We start from the raw sequence: 18215 nt of genomic DNA, 5'->3' as shown, positions 1-18215 counted from the left end.
TATTTATGACGTAGCTGTAGCTGGCTCACAAAGTGTAGTAATCATTTCAGGAATTACCTGATTTAAATTTCCTGCACCCAAAAATAGTGCCAAGTCTCCAGGGCGCAGATTTTGCAATAGAAACTCACACACTGAAGGTAAAGTTGGTTGATAAATTACCTGTGGATGTTCTTGAGCAATTGCCTGGGCTAATTGTTCACCACTAATTTGTCCTAAATTTGGTTCGCCTGCACTGTAAATATCAGTTAGTACCACCAAATCAGCATGGCTGAAGGACTGAGCAAATTCTTCCAGAAAGGTAAATGTGCGACTATAGCGATGTGGCTGGAAGATAGCAACTACTCTTTGCCCTGGTCTGGCTTGCAGCTTGGCAGCAGCTAGGGTAGCGCGCAGTTCACTAGGATGATGAGCATAATCATCAATGAAAGTAATACCAGCGACTTCGCCGCGAAACTCAAAGCGTCGTCTAGCACCTTCAAAGCTGGCAATACCTTTGGCAATTTCCCCAAATTCTAAACCTAAGAGGCGACCTACAGCTACTGCGGCTAGAGCATTACTCAGGTTATGACGACTGAGCAATTTTAAATTCAACACGCCTAAAGCTTTACCTTTTTCCCAGACTAGGGCGGTAGTGCCATCAGCACGATAATCTATATTAGTGACGGTGTAGTCAGCGTTAGTATCTGGATGTAAGCTATAGGTGATGGTGGGTTGAAGGCGATCGCTGGAGGCGTTGCGTAGCAACTCGCGTACTGTCGCACAATCAATACTGCCAATTAAGGTTTTACAACCCTGAGCAAATGTTTGGAAGATGTCAACAACTTCATCTAATGTGTCGTAGTGGTCAGGATGATCTAATTCAATATTAGTAATAATGCCAATCTCAGGCGCGTGCTTCACCAGAGAACCATCGGATTCATCTGCTTCAGCCACTAAATAGCGACTTTTGCCTAGACGAGCATTGCCTTCCCAAGCATTGACCTCACCACCGACGATAATCGTAGGATCTACACCAGCTTCTAGTAACATATAACCAATCATGCTACTGGTTGTAGTTTTTCCATGAGTTCCTGCTACAGCAATGCTATGGTAGTCAGCTATCAAAGCTGCCAGTACATCAGAACGATGTAAAATTGGACAACCTAATTCCAGTGCTGCTTTGTATTCTAAATTATTAGAGTTAATTGCTGTTGAACAAATGACTTGAGGTAGTTTTGTCTTGTCAACAGGAACTAATTCTTGTGGAGTGAATTCTACTCTATTAGTCTCTGGTTGGGGATGAAAGAATTCGAGATTACCGGCCTCTTGTCTACTAAAAATATGCGCTCCGATAGATTCCAACTTACGCGTAATATGATTGGGGCGTAAATCAGAACCTGACACTGGCAATTGGCGTTTTGCCAGGACATATGCCAGAGCTGACATCCCTATACCACCGATACCTATAAAATGAAATGGTCTACCGCCAAAATCTACAGTATCACTCATTGATAGCTCCTCTTAAACACCACACCACACCATAATCACAAATGACACGCGTATCATAACAGGATTTTGTTTTTTACCGTAACTACCTCCTATATCAATTTCAACTTTGATGTTCTCTGAAATTTGTTACTGAGTCTTTGTTTGTTGAGAATGAATTTACCTTGGTTAGAGGTTTTTGCTATTTCTAAACTGTTTTTATGATTATTCAGTAAATTTCCGTGACATCGGGAAAGAAATTCCTGTAATGTGAAATACATATTTTTCGCTTCCTTAATAGTGTTGGCGACATTAGTATATTTATTCGTAGCAAAACCACTTGCTATTTTTCCTCAAGCCCAGGCATGAATTGATTAAAATAGCATTAGTAATGAGAATGATTTTCACTGTCATAATGTCAAGGCATAATTTAGATGCAGCAACTGGCGATTTTTGGCGGCACATTTGATCCCATTCATTGGGGACACCTACTGATAGCCGAGACAGCTTTGCATCAAGTACCTATAGAAAAGGTAATTTGGATGCCGTCATTCTATCCCCCTCACAAAACAGCAGCTTTGTTTGAGCATCGGGTAGCAATGCTGCAAATAGCTACACGAGAAAACCCAGCGTTTACAGTTTCACAGATAGAGACAAAACGCTCAGGAAATTCCTATGCCATCGATACATTGATCGAATTATCTGCGTGTTATCCCAATACTCACTGGTACTGGATTGTGGGATTGGATACTTTCCAAACCTTGCCACGTTGGTACCGTGGGGAAGAATTAGCACAAATGTGTGATTGGTTAATTGCACCCCGACTCCTAGGTGGTGAGAATATAACTCAAAGTGAGTTAATCTGCAAGCAAGTGAGGCAACAACTCCAGAAGCAGTCGGTTACTATTCACTGGCAACTCTTGGATACACCTTTAGTAGGAGTTTCGTCAAGCTTAATTCGTAAATTGTGTCGAGACGGTAAATCAATTCGTTACTTAGTTCCAGAAGAGGTTAGATCCTACATGAAGTTTCATGAACTCTACAGGAGATGAATCTGAATAAAATATGTTTTTTTTTATGGATCTAACACTTTATGGTTATAAATACTCTCCCCCTTTGCGATATGATTGGGGTCAAAGATATCAACTTATAGGCATAAATACAGAGGGCAAGACACTGTGATTAGAGTCGCAATCAACGGTTTCGGGCGTATCGGACGTAACTTTGCACGTTGCTGGCTAGGTCGTGAAAATAGCAATATTGACCTTGTAGCTGTTAATGACACATCAGATCCTAGAACTAATGCTCACCTCCTGAAGTATGACTCAATGCTTGGGAAGTTAAAGGATGTTGACATTACTGCTGATGACAACTCTATCATCGTTAATGGTAAGACCATTAAATGCGTATCTGATCGCAATCCAGAAAACTTGCCCTGGAAAGAGTGGGAAATTGACCTCATTATCGAAGCTACAGGCGTATTTACCAGTAAAGAAGGGGCGTTAAAGCACGTAAATGCTGGAGCCAAGAAAGTTCTCATCACTGCCCCCGGTAAAAACGAAGATGGTACCTTCGTAATTGGTGTGAATCATCACGAATACGACCACAACCAACACCACGTTATTAGTAATGCCAGCTGTACAACCAACTGTTTGGCTCCTATTGCCAAGGTGTTGAATGATAAATTCGGGATCATCAAAGGTACGATGACTACCACCCACAGCTACACAGGTGATCAACGTTTATTAGACGCGTCTCACCGTGATGTACGCCGGGCAAGAGCAGCAGCCATCAACATTGTCCCCACCTCCACCGGTGCGGCTAAGGCTGTGGCATTAGTAATTCCAGACCTTAAAGGTAAGCTGAATGGTGTTGCTTTACGCGTACCTACCCCGAACGTCTCAATGGTAGATTTCGTAGTTCAGGTTGAGAAGCGTACTATTACTGAAGAAGTTAACCAAGCTCTCAAAGATGCAGCTGAAGGCCAACTCAAAGGCATTTTAGACTACAGCGAACTACCCTTGGTATCTTCTGATTATCAAGGTAGCGATGCTTCTTCTATCGTTGATGCTAGCTTGACTATGGTTATGGGCAATGACCTAGTGAAAGTCATGGCTTGGTATGACAACGAGTGGGGTTATAGCCAACGCGTTCTAGATTTAGCAGAACTTGTAGCTCAAAAGTGGGCTTAATTTTTAATCAATAGTCAATAGTCAATAGTAATAAGCTGAAGATAAAGTTTTTTACTCTGGACTCTGGACTATTGACTAAAGTGCTGAAATCCCTGACTGAGGCTCAGAACTCGGTCAGGGATTTTTTGGTTTTGATTGTGTAATATAACTTGGGGATGAGATGTAATCGTTCCGACAATGGCTGCACTTTTACCTAATTGTTGTACCAAAATATCTGCTGCTGCTTGGGGTAAACACAACACTAATTCAAAGTCTTCACCACCATAGAGAGCATATTCTAAAGCTTGCTCTGTGGTTAGCCAATTTTCAAAAGCTGGTGATAAAGGGATTTGTTCACTTTCTAACACAGCACCAACCCCACTGGCGCGACAAATTTGTAAGACTGCGTCTGCTAAACCATCACTGCTATCCATACCAGCGACGGGAATAGGGAGTCGGGAGTCGGGAGTCGGGAGTCGGGATGCTAAAGTTTGCCAGAGAAGAGGTAAGACATCTAATCGTGGCTGAGGACGCTGGTGTGCTTTGATTAAAGCCGCCTTTTGCCCTTGGGTGAGGGTTTTACCTAATTTGGGGTGTAACAGCAGTTGTAAGCCCGCGTGGGATGCTCCATGAACGCCTGTAACAATAATTGCATCCCCTACTTGAGCGGCAGAACGACGGATAATTTGATGGGGGTGAACTTGACCAAAGGCGGTAATTGAGAGAGTAGTAACAGGCGATCGCACTACATCCCCGCCCACAATTGGGGTATTGTATGCTTGCAGGCATTCTGTCATTCCCTGGTATAAGCTCTCAACCCAACTCACGCTTAAATCTCCAGGAAGTCCTAGAGCTACAGTGATTCCCAAGGGAGTAGCACCCATCGCCGCCAAATCTGATAAGTTAGCAGCCGCAGCCCGCCACCCAGCATCGCCTGGGGAAGTGGTGACATGACTAAAATGTACCCCGTCAACTAGCATATCGGTTGTGACAACTAAAGATTGCTCTGGTGCTGTTCCCAATACCGCCGCATCATCGCCAATAATTTCTGGTGGACAGAAACGCTGTAATCTTTCTAAAAGGCCTTGTTCGCCAATATCTTCGACTTTAATCATTAGTCATTAGTCATTAGTCATTAATTATTCTCCCTTGTCTCCCCTGTCTCTTCTGTTTCCTCTGCTCCTCTGCTCCCCTGCTTCTTCCTACTCCCTCAGTTTAAAATCAGAATATCGTCTAGGAGTCAGTTAAGATGGTCACTACACCAGTTACTCACCTCAGCTTTGAGGAATACTTAACCTACGATGATGGTAATGGTTTTCATTATGAACTGGTAGATGGCAGGCTGGAATTAATGAACCCACCTACAATTGAACATTTCTTGATTGCTAAATTCCTTGAGCAATTTTTGGATGCAGAAATTAAGGGGTTGAATTTACCTTGGTTAACTTTTCGAGAAACTGGGGTGAGGACAGGGAGAAATAAGTCTAGGTTGACTGACTTGTGTGTGGTAACACAGGAGCAAGCACGAGAATTGCTCAAGGTTTCTGCTGTTTTTGAGTCACCTCCCTTAGTGATTGTAGAGGTGGTTAGTCCAGATTCAATCAAGCGGGACTATCGTTATAAGCGATCTGAATACGCGGCGTTGGGAGTACCGGAATATTGGATTGTAGACCCGTTAGAAGCGAAGATTTCTGTACTGTTATTGCAAGAAGGGCTGTACGAAGAGACAGTATTTACTGCTAACGAGAAAATTATCTCACGGGCTTTTGGAGATATAACTATTAGTGTTGAGCAGGTATTAGCATCTGGTAGGCTTGGTTAAAAAAATTTTGTAGTATTTGTAGTCAGCACTTTAGGTCTGATTCCCAGACTAAAGTGCTGACTACAAACTTGATCTAGTTATGCTGCTGGGGGTTCAATTAAATTTTCTATACCTTGAACCACAGTTGCCGATTCGATTTTGTCGCCAGCTTTGAGTGTATCTAAAATGTCTTTGCCTTCAGTGAGATAGCCAAATACTGAGTAACGACCATCCAATAGGTTACGTCCGGCTGGAGTAAGTTCTGGTTCAAATAAGAAAAAGAAGACTTGAGAAGAACCGCCATTAACTTGGCTTTCGGGACGAGCCATAGCCAATGCACCAAAGGAAGAGAAAGGTAAGACTGGCATATCCAGATAACGACCAGCATCTTCTAGGGTAATGCCGTAGGTGGGTTTTTCATCGCCCTCTACTAGAATTTCTAGAGGTACAGCGCGATACTTACCAGTTTTGGGGTCAATAAAACCCTGTTCTTTTCCTGGTGGATCTCCTGTTTGTAGCACGTAGGATTCTTCAGAACGGGTAAATTCTAAACCGTTGTAAAAACCACGCTGCACCAAATCAACAAAGTTACCAGCAGTTACAGGGGCGCTGTAACCATCTACAACTACGGTTAAGTCCCCTTTATTGGTTTTGATAGCAATTGTGGCACGACCTTTGAGTTGAGGGAGGTTACTGTATTCTTCTGGAACTTCAAAGGGATATTCCTTGACCATTGATTCTTCGATGAGAGACACCAGATTCAGTAGTTTGGCTCTCTCTTGAAGAATTTGTTCTTTATCTTTAGCTTGCGCCAATTCTTGAACTTTTTCTACTCCAGACTTTAATTCCGTCAGCCAAGATTCAGCTTGGGGTTGGCGTTCTTCCGGAACGCTTGCTAGGATTTGTGAAGGTTTATCAAGAATGCGGGATGCTTTACTCAGGTCTTTGGAGACAGCACCCCAGCGTCGGTTTGCTCGTAGTTGGGTAGAAATATCTTCTAGACTGGCTTGCAGTTCACGCACTGGTTTATTGTCTATTGGGAGTGCATACCGCAATAAAGCTTTGCCGTCAGTGATTGCATTTCCAGATGGCAGGGCGGCGTTACTGGAAGGAGTCCAGCCAGCTGTATTTATGCCTAAAAATATTGTTACCAACAGTATGGCGATGAGGCTGTTCTTCAGCCAGGATTTTAATAAATTAAACATGGGACGGCTCAAATGCAGCATCAAATTGTTGACTAGGCGTAACCCATCAATCATCTTCCCACAGTACGAGGCATGAGTGTTGAGTGCTGAGTAGTGAGAGAGTGGGGAAGCAAGGGTGTAGGGGTGTAAGGAAAGAATGTTTAACTATTGCAAGAGTGCCTATTGCCTATTGCCTATTGCCTATTGCCTATTAACTTTTGACTAATTACCTAATTACCGCCCTAGAAGGGTACAATAAATGCCGATTGTCTTCCACAATTTGAAAGCTTCATGATTTCTAGTAACGATTTTCGACCCGGTGTATCAATCGTATTAGATGGGTCTGTATGGCGTGTGGTAGAATTCCTCCACGTTAAGCCAGGTAAGGGTTCCGCTTTTGTGCGGACTAAACTGAAAAACGTCCAGAGTGGGAGCGTTGTTGAAAGAACGTTCCGGGCTGGGGAAACTGTGCCACAGGCTACTTTAGAAAAAAGCACGATGCAGCATACCTATAAAGAGGGCGATGAGTTCGTCTTTATGGATATGGAAACTTACGAAGAGGGTAGATTAAGTGCTACCCAAATTGGCGATCGCGTCAAGTACCTAAAGGAAGGTATGGAAGTGAACGTCATTCGTTGGGGCGAACAGGTGCTAGAAGTTGAATTGCCTAATTCTGTAGTTTTGGAGGTTATCCAAACAGATCCAGGTGTTAAAGGTGACACTGCTACAGGCGGTACTAAACCAGCGACAGTGGAAACTGGTGCAACTGTGATGGTTCCTTTGTTTATTTCGCAAGGCGAACGCATCAAAATTGATACTCGTGAGGATAAATACTTAGGCAGGGAATAAGTTTTATCTCATTCCTGAGTAAATACTGATTTCAATCCCTCTAGGGGGATTAAATCCCTGCCAAACTTAAGATTCTTAATTTACGGACAGGTTGAGGTAATAAAAACTGTGCCATTGGACTTTAATGAAATCCGCCAACTGCTGGCAACTATTGCACAAACAGATATTGCAGAAGTAACACTAAAAAGTGATGACTTTGAACTAACGGTACGGAAAGCTGTTAGTGTCAGTAATCAAATTGTGTCGGTTAGTCAAGCAACTTTGGGTGGTGTGGTTGGTTCGGGTTTGCCATCGGTTGCACCCACTTTTACCCCAGCAGCACCAACTCCAGCAATGGAGGTAGCAAGCCGCGTAGATAGTGCGATCGCTAGTTCTAGCGCACAGGTAGGAGGGAATGCTCCGTCAACAATTGACCAAAGATTAGTAGAAGTGCATTCTCCGATGGTAGGGACGTTTTATCGCGCTCCGGCACCAGGGGAAGCAGCATTTGTCGAGGTGGGCGATCGCGTCCGTAAAGGTCAAACAGTCTGCATCATTGAAGCAATGAAGCTGATGAATGAAATTGAGGCTGAGGTTTCTGGGCAAGTCATGGAAATTCTCATCCAAAATGGTGAACCTGTGGAATATAACCAACCCTTGATGAGAATTAACCCTGATTAAGTATTAATCTATATAACAAGTGAATCATTACTCTTAATGAATCATTGTTAAACTTTAAGTCCTGCGGGTTAATCCTGATGAAACAAGCGTTGCCTGTACCTCCAGAAGTGGTGCAACAAGTAGCCGAATACTTCAGCCTGTTAAGTGAGCCGATGCGTTTGCGCTTGTTGCACTTATTAAGGGATGAAGAAAAATGTGTACAAGAGTTGGTCGAGGCAACACAGACTTCGCAGGCAAATGTGTCTAAACACCTGAAGGTAATGTGGCAAGCAGGGATTCTTAGCCGCCGCAGTGAAGGAACTTGCGCTTACTACAGGGTAGAAGATGAAATGATCTTTGAATTATGTAATCGGGTTTGCGATCGCCTAGCTACAAGGTTGGAACAGCAAGCCCGTAGCTTTAGGGTGCTAAGTAGTAAAAGTTAGGTAAGCAGTCAATAGTTCAAAGTCCATAGTCCAAAGTTGTTAGCTATTGACTATTGACTATTGACTATTGACTAAAGCGGATAATCTTTTTTAAAGCTTTCACGGGTTAGAGGCTGTTCTATCTCTACACCTTCACCACCTAAAACCTCTAAGGGTTTGCCATTAACCTCAATGTACACTTTGGCATTGGGGTCTAATGTTGTGGCAGTATAAACTACTTGACCTACACGACCCATCATAGAGGTACTACCGCCACCACTGGTAAAGTCTTGAGATAAATTAACGTGGATTTCGTCGTTATCTTCCACTTTTAACCCTAATAGTTTAGTTCCTTGGGGAATGGTGGTGGAATTTGTGCCTTCTGTGGGGCCAGCTAACAAACTTTGAAAAGCTGTCTCTAAAACTTGATTTGGCTGTGCAGCAGCTACTTGAATGGGTTGGGGAACTAATTCAAAACTTTTTTCGTTGGTTCTGAGCCAATAAACATTGGCTGTTTGCTCATTTCCTGGCTGTCTGGTGTTTGATTGTCCCGGCTGTTGGATACGTTGAGATGGTGTTGATGGGGTGGGAGAGTTGGTTGTATTTGCTGTCAACCAAGCCACACCGCCGCCAACTGCTAAAACTGCTGCTGAGACGGCCGCAATTACACCTGATGATATACGGTTCGATCCTTGTTGGTCATTCATAGTTTAAAACATTCCTGACTGATGGCTGATATGGTCTTGATGGGTGAAGAGCAGCCTGGTTGAAGAGTTGAAGACGATACTTATAAATACAGAGTTTCCTAAAACCTAAAGGATAGATATGTAGGTTCAAATGTTGCATCGGCTCATTTGAGCAACTTTATTTCTAATTTTAGAATTTGTACTTGAAATCCGTCACCTGCAAAATTATTTAAATCTGTAAATCATGAGAAAGTCAGAGGCAGGAGTTAGGAGGCAGAGTTCTACAGGCTGATATTTCACATTTAATTATGTTTACTACCTACTGACTATTTTTTACGAAATTCTTAACATTTCAGTTAATAATCTAGGAGAACGCAGAGAAAAGTTGACTATTTACTACTCTGCGTCTCTCAGAGTTTAATTGCTATTGTTTGTAGCTGTTGTAATCCATTGTTTCAGCCTAGTAATAACCTCATCAATGGGGATTTCTTGAGATTGACGGGTTGCTCTTTCTACAACTTCAACTTTGCCGTTGCTAATTGCTCGTCCGGTAACAATTCTATAAGGTATGCCGATTAAATCAGCATCTTTAAATTTTACTCCGGCTCTTTCATTGCGGTCATCTAATAATGTTTCTACTCCTGATTGATTCAGGGCTATGTAAAGTTTTTCCGCAATTTCTACTTGTTGGGCATCATTAATGTTAGGAATTGTCACGATCGCATGATAGGGTGCGATCGCTACTGGCCATATAATGCCATCTTTATCGTAAGATTGCTCTACGGCTGACTGTGCTAACCGGGATACACCGACACCGTAACAACCCATAACTAGAGGTTTTTCTTCACCCTGTTCATTAGTATAGGTTGCTCCCATTGCTTGGGAATATTTTATGCCTAATTGGAAGATGTGACCGACTTCAATACCTCTGGCACTTTTTAAGATTTGTTGCGGGTCATGAAGGGCGCGATCGCCTGGTCTAGCTTTGCGTACATCTACTACACTTGTTGCTAGTTGAAATTGCTCGCCCCAATTTGCACCGACGACGTGATAGCCGCTTTCATTAGCACCAGTAATGAAGTTTTTTAACTCAACGGCAGTTTGATCAACTAACCGGACAAATTTAGGATGAATTTGCTTGTTAGCGGCAATATAATCATCAGCAATATCAGGAGCAATGTAGCCTAAAGGTAAAGATTTCGCTGCCCAAGTTTGCTGAGTTTCGGCACTGGGAACATTTAAAGCAATAATCGCTTTTGCACTGTAATTAGGAGCTAATTTTGTTAATTCGTTCTGTAATTTAACCTCATTAACTTCCTGATCACCACGAATGCTTACCATTACCAAAACTGTTAAGCCGTTATCATATACTGTTTGGTAAAGGACATTTTTTACTACTTGAGTCGGAGAAGCATTGAGGAATTTACAGACTGTTTCGATTGTTTCTGTTCCCGGTGTTTCCCGTTTTTCGTAGGTAGTAAATTGGGAAATTTCAGCATCAGCAGGTAAAGAAACCGCTTTTTCAACGTTCGCGGCGTACTTACCATCCTCGGTGTAGATAACTTCATCTTCCCCAGCTTCCGCCAACACCATAAATTCTGTTGAACCAGAACCACCAATTGCACCAGAATCAGCTTCCACAGGACGGAAAGCTAAACCAGCCCGCCGCAGCATATTGCTGTAGGCTTGATACATATCTTGATAAGTTTGTTTGAGGCTATCTTCATCGGCGTGGAAAGAATAGCCATCCTTCATGATAAATTCTCGACCACGCATTAAACCGAAGCGGGGGCGAATTTCATCACGGAACTTAGTTTGAATTTGGTAAAGATGCTGAGGTAGCTGACGGTAAGAGCGAATCATATCACGAGCGATCGCAGTAATGACTTCCTCGTGAGTCGGCCCTAACCCTAATTGTTGCTCACGGCGATCAATTAGGGAAAACATAATTCCCTCAGCTTTGGTGTAAGTATCCCAGCGTCCCGACTCCTTCCATAAATCAGAAGGTTGGAGTTGGGGAAGTAAACATTCCTGTGCGCCTGTGGTGTTCATTTCTTCCCGCACAATCTGAGAAACCTTTTGCAGTACGCGCCACATCAAAGGCATATAAGCGTAAACACCGCTACCGATGCGACGAATGTAACCAGCACGCAGTAACAACTTATGGCTAGGAATCTCCGCATCAGCCGGATCATCCCGCAGTGTGACGAATAACATTTGTGACAGTCGCATCGTTGATTTTTTAACTCCTAATTACAAAATCACTAATTTCTGTATCAACTCAAGTACGAAATACTGAGCATGAAGTATGAAGTACAAAGTATAGGTTATTCCTAATAGGGATTTGGGGGTATAGGGGTGTAGGGGTATAGGAGTAAAAATTTTAGATTTTTGATTTTAGATTCAATCCCAGTCCCCAGTCCCCAGTCCCCAGTCCCCAATCCCCAATCCCCAATCCCTATGATTTACCAAGCACAACCACCTTTAGAATTTATTCCTCCGGCGTTTAATCCCTTATTGCTGCGCTGTGTTCACCTACTGCTACCGACGTGGATACGTACTCAAACTTCTATTAAGCAAATTGAAGCAGAGAATGTAGAGGTTTTAGCAAATCTCTATCGCCAGTTTCACGAGGGGAAAATCCGCTTTTTGTTGGCATTTCGTCATCCCTCAACTGAAGATCCTTGGAGTTTGCTGTATTTGCTGTCTCGACTTGTGCCAAGAGCAGCAAAACAGCAGGGTATACCATTAAAATCACCTATTCATGCTCATTTTATCTACGATCGCGGTATTCCCCTCTGGGCGGGTGACTACGTTGTCTGGCTTGCGTCAAAATTAGGTGGGACTCCCATTCAACGGGGTAAAGCTGACTGGACTGGGTTACGTTCAGCGCGGGATTTGTTCGCCAATGGACAGTTTCCGATGATGGCTGCACCAGAAGGTGCGACTAACGGACTTTCAGAATTCATCACTCCCATAGAACCGGGAATTGCTCAAATGGGTTTTTGGTGTGCTGAAGATTTGCAAAAAGCTGGACGCACGGAGCAGGTTTTAATTGTACCAGTTGGGATTAGATATAGTTATGTTGATGCTCCCTGGGGTGCGATCGCTCAACTTTTAGATGAGTTAGCCGTTGCTAGTGGTTTACCTGTAGATACAAGCGTACGAAGTCATATTCCCGATTTAGAGTCACTTTATCCCCGGCTGTTGACTTTAGCAGAACATCTACTGTCTTTGATGGAACAGTTTTATACGCGCTTTTATCATCTCAAGTTATCTACTGTGCCGAAGGAAGTGACAGATCGCAATCAAGCCTTAGCATTAAGATTACAAGCTTTATTGAATGCAGCCTTAGAGATAGCCGAGCAATATTTTAATTTACAACCGAAGGGACAATTAAGCGATCGCTGTCGGCGGGTAGAGCAAGCTGGTTGGAATTATATCTTTCGGGAAGATTATAAGGATATTAAAGGATTATCTGCTGTTGAGAGAGCGTTAGGCGATCGTGTGGCGGAAGAAGCCAATGCTAGAATGTGGCACATGAGATTAGTAGAAAGTTTTGTGGCGGTTTCTGGTAACTACATCCGCGAAAAACCCACAGTCGAAAGATTTGCGGAAACAGTTTTAATCTTGTCGAAAATGATTGCTCAAATTAAAGGTGAAAAAGCTTTTCAACTGCCACCATTAGGTAAGCAAAGGGTAAAATTAACTATTGGTGAACCAATCTCTGTATCGGAACGTTATCCAGTTTATAAAGAAAGTCGCTTAGGTGCGAGACAAGCGGTTGCTGATTTGACGAATGATTTACAACAGGGGATGGAGAATTTGATTGGAGACGGCATCAAAGCCAATGGCTGAAAAAATATAGAATTGGATCTAGAAACATAAGAGCAAAATATTACGATTATGGCGATCGTTGTTTCCTTGAGTCCAGAATTAGAAGCAAGGCTGCGCGAGAAGGCTGCACAGCAAGGGCAAGATGTTAGTTTGGTTGCTACTGAATTGCTAGAAAGTATCCTAGAATGGGAGTTACAAGACTCAGAAGCAGCTATCAAGGGTATTCAGCAAGGATTGGAAGACTTTGAAGCAGGTAGATTTCGTTCCTTTGATGAGTTTGCCGAGGAACAGCGTCGCAAATACAACCTGCCAAGCGATTCATGAAATACCGTGTTGAAATCTCTAGCGTAGCAGAAGCAGAAGCAGACAAAGTATTTTTACATTTAACTCAATTCACTTCTCCTGAGAGAGCAAAGCTGTGGTATGCGGGATTGCTACAAATTATTGAATCTTTATCACAAATGCCAAAGCGATGTTCTCTAGCCAGAGAGAATGATTATTTTAGCCAAGAAATTCGCCAAATTCTTTACGGTCGAGGGCGTAACTCATATAGAATAATTTTCACAATTGTGGAAGGAGAAGAAATATCTACAGTTCGTGTACTTCACATCCGCCATGCCACACAGCAGACTCTTGGTGAAGCACCAGATGATTCTGACACAACCTGAAAAGAAATTTACTGTAGTTGCAATTAGTCTGACTCTAGTTTAACTCCGGTTACATCAACAGAGAAGAGATTGCGATCGCCGTACCCCTACGCAGAAGCAAGCTACGCGTAGCGTCTCGCTTATCACACCTCACAAATGATTTACAGCAAGCGATGAAAAGTTTATTCTTCTTCTGTAGATTCTTCACTGCTTACAGCTTTCCAAGGAAAATCAAAATACAATTCTTGAACTTTTTTAAATTCCTTGATACATTCTAAAAAAAATAATTTAATCTCTGAAAATTGGTCTTGATAACACAAAAAATCTTGGAAAGTTTTTCGATAATGAATACTTGACCAATTTGGTGTAATAGTTAAATTATTAGGAATCCATGTTTCAGGTTTAACACTAACTACTTTTTTCATAGAATTAATAATTTCTGGGCGGTGTTTAAAACCTGGTGAAACTTCTAGACATATTCCTATATGTGGGTACTTTGTAAAAACATCTGAATTTAAATTAAAATATCCAAGACCACACCAAAGATTCCCCTTTGGAGCAAAATGAGTGTAGATAATATATCTACCTGCCCATCGCCATTGAGTCATACTTGCTGAACCTCCTATAACATTACCGAAAGCCAGTTTAAATTCTTTTTCTACTTCTTCGCTTAGAGTTGCTTTCATAGATTCGAGAGCCTTGTTGAAATTCATCATTGTTATTAAGTCAATGGGTGAAAATTGATTAGTGTGAGACATTGCATTATTCCTCATAAAAATTATTATTTCTTTACCCAAAGTATCATCTGCATTTTTTTGTAAAAACGCATAAAATTGATACCACCTCAACTGATAAAAGGCTACCATCGGTAATAAATCATCAGCAAAGTTTTTAATATCTTCACGTGGGTCATACTCACGGGTAATGTAAATTAAGGTTCGTCGTCTAACATTTGGAAAATAACTCAAAATTTCAGCATATTTTTTTAAATTATTGTCCCCATCTTTAGAACCAATTTTTGATTCAATAATTATTACGTCTGTATTTACTTGATTAGATAGCTCAATTACCATATCAAATCTGCTATCTTGTTTATGGCTATCTAAGCCTTGATGTTCTTTTTGCGTGGAAATATTGATACTATGATAATTGTTATTATCAATAATTAGATTTTCTTGCAGCCAAGCAATTAAAAGGTGTTTGTTACATTCAAAGAAATAAGCGATAATTTCAGTAAAAAAGTCCTCAATTGGTCGATTCCCTGAATGCAGTTTAAGTAAATTGGTAAATAACGACATTTATTTTTAAATATGTATATTTAAATAAAATTAACACAATAAAATTGCTGGCAGTCTTGCATCAAGCAGACTACAAGAAATAGTGACAGACTTTATTTGTATCAGTTTTAACTCAGGCGATCGCCTGTTGACAATGCCGTTAAAAATATTTCTACAAAAGTAATGGCTCAATTTTTGCTTGCACTTCTGCAATGACACTTTCTGGTGCAGACTCAATAAATTTAATCCCGCGTACTTTCCAGTCTAAACACTTGATCTGATCCGCAAGAATTACACCTTGAATTTTCAAATCAGACGGTAAAAGAACCTCAAAAGGATATCCTTTTTGCTGCTTTGTAATCGGCATAAATAAAGCCAAAGAACTTTTCTCGTTGTACCTGCGAGGTGAGATTACAAAAGCAGGCCTATATCCTTGTTGTTCATGTCCTTTTGTGGGATCAAAATCTAAGTAGACAATATCTCCCCGACTGGGGACATAGAAATTTGCTGTTGTTACCAAACCTCATTCCCCACAGCTATTCCACTATCAATCTCACCATGAACATTCTCTGGTGTAATAGCATCAATTAACTCATCAAGTGAGTATCGCTTGCGGGTTTTGGGTTTAATTACTAGGCTACCATCTATGACAGCAAGCTCTACTTCTACCCCTTCGGTTAAATGAATCTCTTTCGCTAAATTCTGGGGAATCCTAATCGCAAGACTATTTCCCCACTTGGCAACAGTCGCAGCCATAAACTAAACCTTGATTGAGTAAACCGGATATCTATATATACAGCGTATCTACAATATAGTGGTTTAGCAATAATTTGGCAAGCATCAATTAGGTTTATAGCTTCTGATGTAGCAAATATTTATGGCATAATTTACTAATTTAGTTTGGCATACTAACTACTAAAAAACCATAAATTAGAATCCCAATTATGCGGAATTCGCTCCAAAATACCAGAACTAAATACTTTATCTAAGTCTAAATAATCCAGGTGAATATAACCTATATGGCAATGACAGGTTTCATTAGTACAAGTACGTTCAAATAGTGCAGTTTCCCAGTCGTAATCATAAATATTGCCAATAGGTAATTTAATAAAGTGACAGCGTCTAATTGTCCCCTCACCATCAACAGAAATCAATGATTTACCAGCACGGCAAGTTTTACCTAAACTGGAGTAATGTTGAGTATTTAATTCATACAATGGGTCGATAGATTGGAAAAATTTTCTGTCTTCCTGGGATAAATTTGGCAGTTCTTTTTTAACTGCATTAATCCATAAATAAATATGAGTTGGTAAATTCTGGCGTAGGTAAGTAATCTGTGCTTTGAATTGCGAAAAACCGACAACGCCAGCACTAAAACGGACACCACGTCGATTTAATTCTAGACATTGGGAGAGGAATCTATGACACGTCACCCATTCGGGATGAAATGTTGCCCAAAATGCCAGTTTTTCTTTGTTACAAGCTTCCACCCAATCTAATTTACAAGAAAGATTAGTTTGGATTGCGGCTTTATTAACATGGGGCATTTGAGTTAGTTTCACTAATGCCTGTTGATACCACTCATGAATTAGTGCTTCTCCCCACGGGGTAAATAAAATCGAAAATTGATGTTGTGAATTTTGAGCTATCCAATTCACGAATTTTTCTACTTCTTGTCTATCAATTGCTAATTCTGTAGCTGATTGTTGTTTTTTGGCAAAAGGACAATATTCACAGCCATAGTTACAACTGATTAGGGAACCACGATAGAGTATTGTGAGGTGCATTGCTGAATTTAAATATTAGAATTTATGCACGCAGAGACGCGGAGGCGCAGAGAGTTTATTTGAGGTTGTAGGTTTGCATTAGTTGGTTGACTTGTTCTGAGAATAGCCAAGCACCAACGGTGTCTGAAAGTTCTATACCTTTTGCGGTTAAATGTATTTTTTTTTCTGTTGGTGTTGCTAATTCTAAATCTATGAGTTGTGTTAATTCGGGGAAATCAGTATAAAGATTGCTTTGGAATCTTTGTTGATAAGCAGTGGTATTTAAGCCTTCATCTGACAAGAGAGATAATAAGATGTAGCGGCGACGTTGTTCTTCAATATTTAATTGAAAACCATAGGTGGCGTAGTCGAAAGTTTCGTTGGGTGTTTGGATATAGGCTTGTAAAATATCGCGGATTTCTTTTGAACCTACAGCATATTCATTGGAATAATGCAAAGTATCTGTGTAAGAACGTGCTCCACAGCCTATTCCTACCATACCGTCAGCTTGACAGCAGTATACAGGAGTTGAGGAAGACAAGGAAGAAACCCTTCTGAACATTCGCATGGAAACTTGGGTGTATCCTTGTGATAGGAGGAGCGATCGCCCTTCGCGGTAACATGATATACGGATATCATCCCATTCTTTGTCTGAGCCTCCTAAACCAGTGAGGGGTCGGACGTATAAGGGATATAGGTAAATTTCTTCTGGTTGAAAATGTAAAGCAGACTGTATTGACTGTAACCATGTGTCTACGGTTTGTCCCGGTAGTCCGTAAATTAAGTCAATGTTAATTGTGGGAAAGCCAGCTTCGCGCATTCTGGTGAGTGCGGCTTTTACTTGGGGGGTACTTTGGCGGCGTTGGGTGGCTAAAACTTCTGATTCAATGAAACTTTGTACGCCAATACTAGCTCGATCAACGCCGCGATCGCGCAATAGTTGTAATTTATCTTTATCGGCTGTCTCTGGTGACATCTCAACGGAAATGGGAAGGTGCTGTAAATTAGCACCCATTGTTTCCTCCGCTATGTTGAGTATGGTTTCTAGGTGGTGTAATGGTAACTGGGTTGGTGTCCCGCCACCTAACGCAAATCTAGCAAAGGATGCTTCTCCTAGTGCGGCTTTGACTCGTTTTGCTTGTCGTTGAACGGTGTAGACGTATTGAGTAATGAAGTCTTCGTTATGGGTGACGGTAGTGAATAGGTTACAAAATCCACAGCGCATTTCACAAAATGGGATGTGAATGTAGAGGAATAGTGATTGTTTATCTTGTTTTGTCCACAGTTCGGCGAGCTTGATAGGTGGGTTGAGGGGCCGATAGGCTGTTTTATGGGGGTAGGAGTAGACGTAGGCTTGATAGGGGGATTGTTTTAAGAGTTGTTGGAGAGGTTTGGTTTTGGTGGTGAGCATTTTTTAGGATGGTGGGTTTGGTGGAGTAGGATTGTGAAAATTGCACGCACAGACGCAG

Annotated in this window: 19 protein-coding genes; 9 read left to right on the top strand and 10 right to left on the bottom strand. The window is 41.5% G+C overall.

The features are described from left to right. Positions 1-3 precede the first annotated feature (3 nt). The gene (gene murC / locus NOS7524_RS25735; protein ID WP_015141413.1) at positions 4-1488 is read right to left on the bottom strand and encodes a UDP-N-acetylmuramate--L-alanine ligase; all 1485 of its coding nucleotides are present in this window, start codon (positions 1486-1488) and stop codon (positions 4-6) included. Positions 1489-1898: 410 nt separating this feature from the next. Between murC and nadD the strand changes: the two genes are divergently transcribed. Together nadD and NOS7524_RS25725 are read left to right on the top strand one after the other, a co-directional pair. After that, the gene (nadD, locus tag NOS7524_RS25730) at positions 1899-2516 is read left to right on the top strand and encodes a nicotinate (nicotinamide) nucleotide adenylyltransferase (RefSeq protein ID WP_015141411.1); all 618 of its coding nucleotides are present in this window, start codon (positions 1899-1901) and stop codon (positions 2514-2516) included. Between the two features lie 126 nt (positions 2517-2642). Continuing rightward, positions 2643-3656 (top strand): type I glyceraldehyde-3-phosphate dehydrogenase, encoded by a 1014-nt coding sequence (locus tag NOS7524_RS25725; protein ID WP_015141410.1) that lies wholly within the window; start codon positions 2643-2645, stop codon positions 3654-3656. A 68-nt stretch (positions 3657-3724) separates the two neighbouring features. On the opposite strand, the gene thiL is transcribed toward NOS7524_RS25725, so the two are convergent. After that, positions 3725-4750 (bottom strand): thiamine-phosphate kinase, encoded by a 1026-nt coding sequence (gene thiL, locus NOS7524_RS25720; protein WP_015141409.1) that lies wholly within the window; start codon positions 4748-4750, stop codon positions 3725-3727. Between the two features lie 134 nt (positions 4751-4884). Between thiL and NOS7524_RS25715 the strand changes: the two genes are divergently transcribed. After that, the gene (locus tag NOS7524_RS25715; protein WP_015141408.1) at positions 4885-5457 is read left to right on the top strand and encodes a Uma2 family endonuclease; all 573 of its coding nucleotides are present in this window, start codon (positions 4885-4887) and stop codon (positions 5455-5457) included. A 77-nt stretch (positions 5458-5534) separates the two neighbouring features. On the opposite strand, the gene NOS7524_RS25710 is transcribed toward NOS7524_RS25715, so the two are convergent. Beyond that, complete coding sequence (locus NOS7524_RS25710) at positions 5535-6641, bottom strand: peptidylprolyl isomerase (RefSeq protein ID WP_041555965.1); 1107 nt, start codon at positions 6639-6641, stop codon at positions 5535-5537. Between the two features lie 270 nt (positions 6642-6911). On the opposite strand from NOS7524_RS25710, the gene efp reads away from it, so the two are divergent. The 3 genes from efp (at position 6912) to NOS7524_RS25695 (ending at position 8554) form a co-directional block, all read left to right on the top strand. Then, complete coding sequence (gene efp, locus NOS7524_RS25705; protein WP_015141406.1) at positions 6912-7469, top strand: elongation factor P; 558 nt, start codon at positions 6912-6914, stop codon at positions 7467-7469. Positions 7470-7577: 108 nt separating this feature from the next. Continuing rightward, positions 7578-8129, top strand: coding sequence for an acetyl-CoA carboxylase biotin carboxyl carrier protein (gene accB, locus NOS7524_RS25700; protein WP_015141405.1), 552 nt, complete (start codon positions 7578-7580; stop codon positions 8127-8129). Between the two features lie 77 nt (positions 8130-8206). Beyond that, positions 8207-8554, top strand: coding sequence for an ArsR/SmtB family transcription factor (locus NOS7524_RS25695; RefSeq protein WP_015141404.1), 348 nt, complete (start codon positions 8207-8209; stop codon positions 8552-8554). Between the two features lie 71 nt (positions 8555-8625). Here the strand turns inward: NOS7524_RS25695 and NOS7524_RS25690 are convergent, their stop codons facing one another. Beyond that, positions 8626-9240, bottom strand: coding sequence for a GerMN domain-containing protein (locus NOS7524_RS25690; RefSeq protein ID WP_015141403.1), 615 nt, complete (start codon positions 9238-9240; stop codon positions 8626-8628). A 396-nt stretch (positions 9241-9636) separates the two neighbouring features. Then, positions 9637-11451: a proline--tRNA ligase gene (locus NOS7524_RS25685; protein WP_015141402.1), complete on the bottom strand. Its 1815-nt coding sequence runs from the start codon at positions 11449-11451 to the stop codon at positions 9637-9639. A gap of 228 nt (positions 11452-11679) precedes the next feature. Between NOS7524_RS25685 and NOS7524_RS25680 the strand changes: the two genes are divergently transcribed. The 3 genes from NOS7524_RS25680 to NOS7524_RS25670 are packed head-to-tail and all read left to right on the top strand — an operon-like array spanning position 11680 to position 13724. Beyond that, positions 11680-13077, top strand: coding sequence for a hypothetical protein (locus tag NOS7524_RS25680; protein WP_015141401.1), 1398 nt, complete (start codon positions 11680-11682; stop codon positions 13075-13077). Positions 13078-13125: 48 nt separating this feature from the next. Then, on the top strand, positions 13126-13380 hold the full coding sequence (locus NOS7524_RS25675; RefSeq protein WP_015141400.1) for a hypothetical protein: 255 nt from the start codon (positions 13126-13128) through the stop codon (positions 13378-13380). Then, on the top strand, positions 13377-13724 hold the full coding sequence (locus NOS7524_RS25670; protein WP_015141399.1) for a type II toxin-antitoxin system RelE/ParE family toxin: 348 nt from the start codon (positions 13377-13379) through the stop codon (positions 13722-13724). The genes NOS7524_RS25675 and NOS7524_RS25670 overlap by 4 nt, the downstream gene beginning before the upstream one ends. 161 nt (positions 13725-13885) lie before the next feature. Here NOS7524_RS25670 and NOS7524_RS25665 read toward each other — a convergent pair whose 3' ends face one another. The 5 genes from NOS7524_RS25665 to NOS7524_RS25645 form a co-directional block, all read right to left on the bottom strand. Then, entirely contained in the window at positions 13886-15001 is a 1116-nt protein-coding gene (locus NOS7524_RS25665; RefSeq protein WP_015141398.1) for a PD-(D/E)XK nuclease family protein, read from the bottom strand. Between the two features lie 151 nt (positions 15002-15152). Then, a complete protein-coding gene (mazF, locus tag NOS7524_RS25660; RefSeq protein WP_015141397.1) occupies positions 15153-15500 on the bottom strand; it encodes an endoribonuclease MazF in 348 nt (115 codons plus the stop codon). Then, positions 15494-15736: an AbrB/MazE/SpoVT family DNA-binding domain-containing protein gene (locus tag NOS7524_RS25655; protein ID WP_015141396.1), complete on the bottom strand. Its 243-nt coding sequence runs from the start codon at positions 15734-15736 to the stop codon at positions 15494-15496. The genes mazF and NOS7524_RS25655 overlap by 7 nt, the downstream gene beginning before the upstream one ends. 152 nt (positions 15737-15888) lie before the next feature. Next, positions 15889-16767: an STM4011 family radical SAM protein gene (locus NOS7524_RS25650; protein WP_015141395.1), complete on the bottom strand. Its 879-nt coding sequence runs from the start codon at positions 16765-16767 to the stop codon at positions 15889-15891. Between the two features lie 55 nt (positions 16768-16822). Beyond that, a complete protein-coding gene (locus NOS7524_RS25645) occupies positions 16823-18157 on the bottom strand; it encodes an STM4012 family radical SAM protein (protein WP_015141394.1) in 1335 nt (444 codons plus the stop codon). Positions 18158-18215 lie beyond the last annotated feature (58 nt).

The organism is Nostoc sp. PCC 7524 (assembly GCF_000316645.1).
Taxonomy (GTDB): Bacteria; Cyanobacteriota; Cyanobacteriia; order Cyanobacteriales; family Nostocaceae; genus Trichormus.
This window is presented reverse-complemented; position numbering and strand designations above follow the sequence as displayed.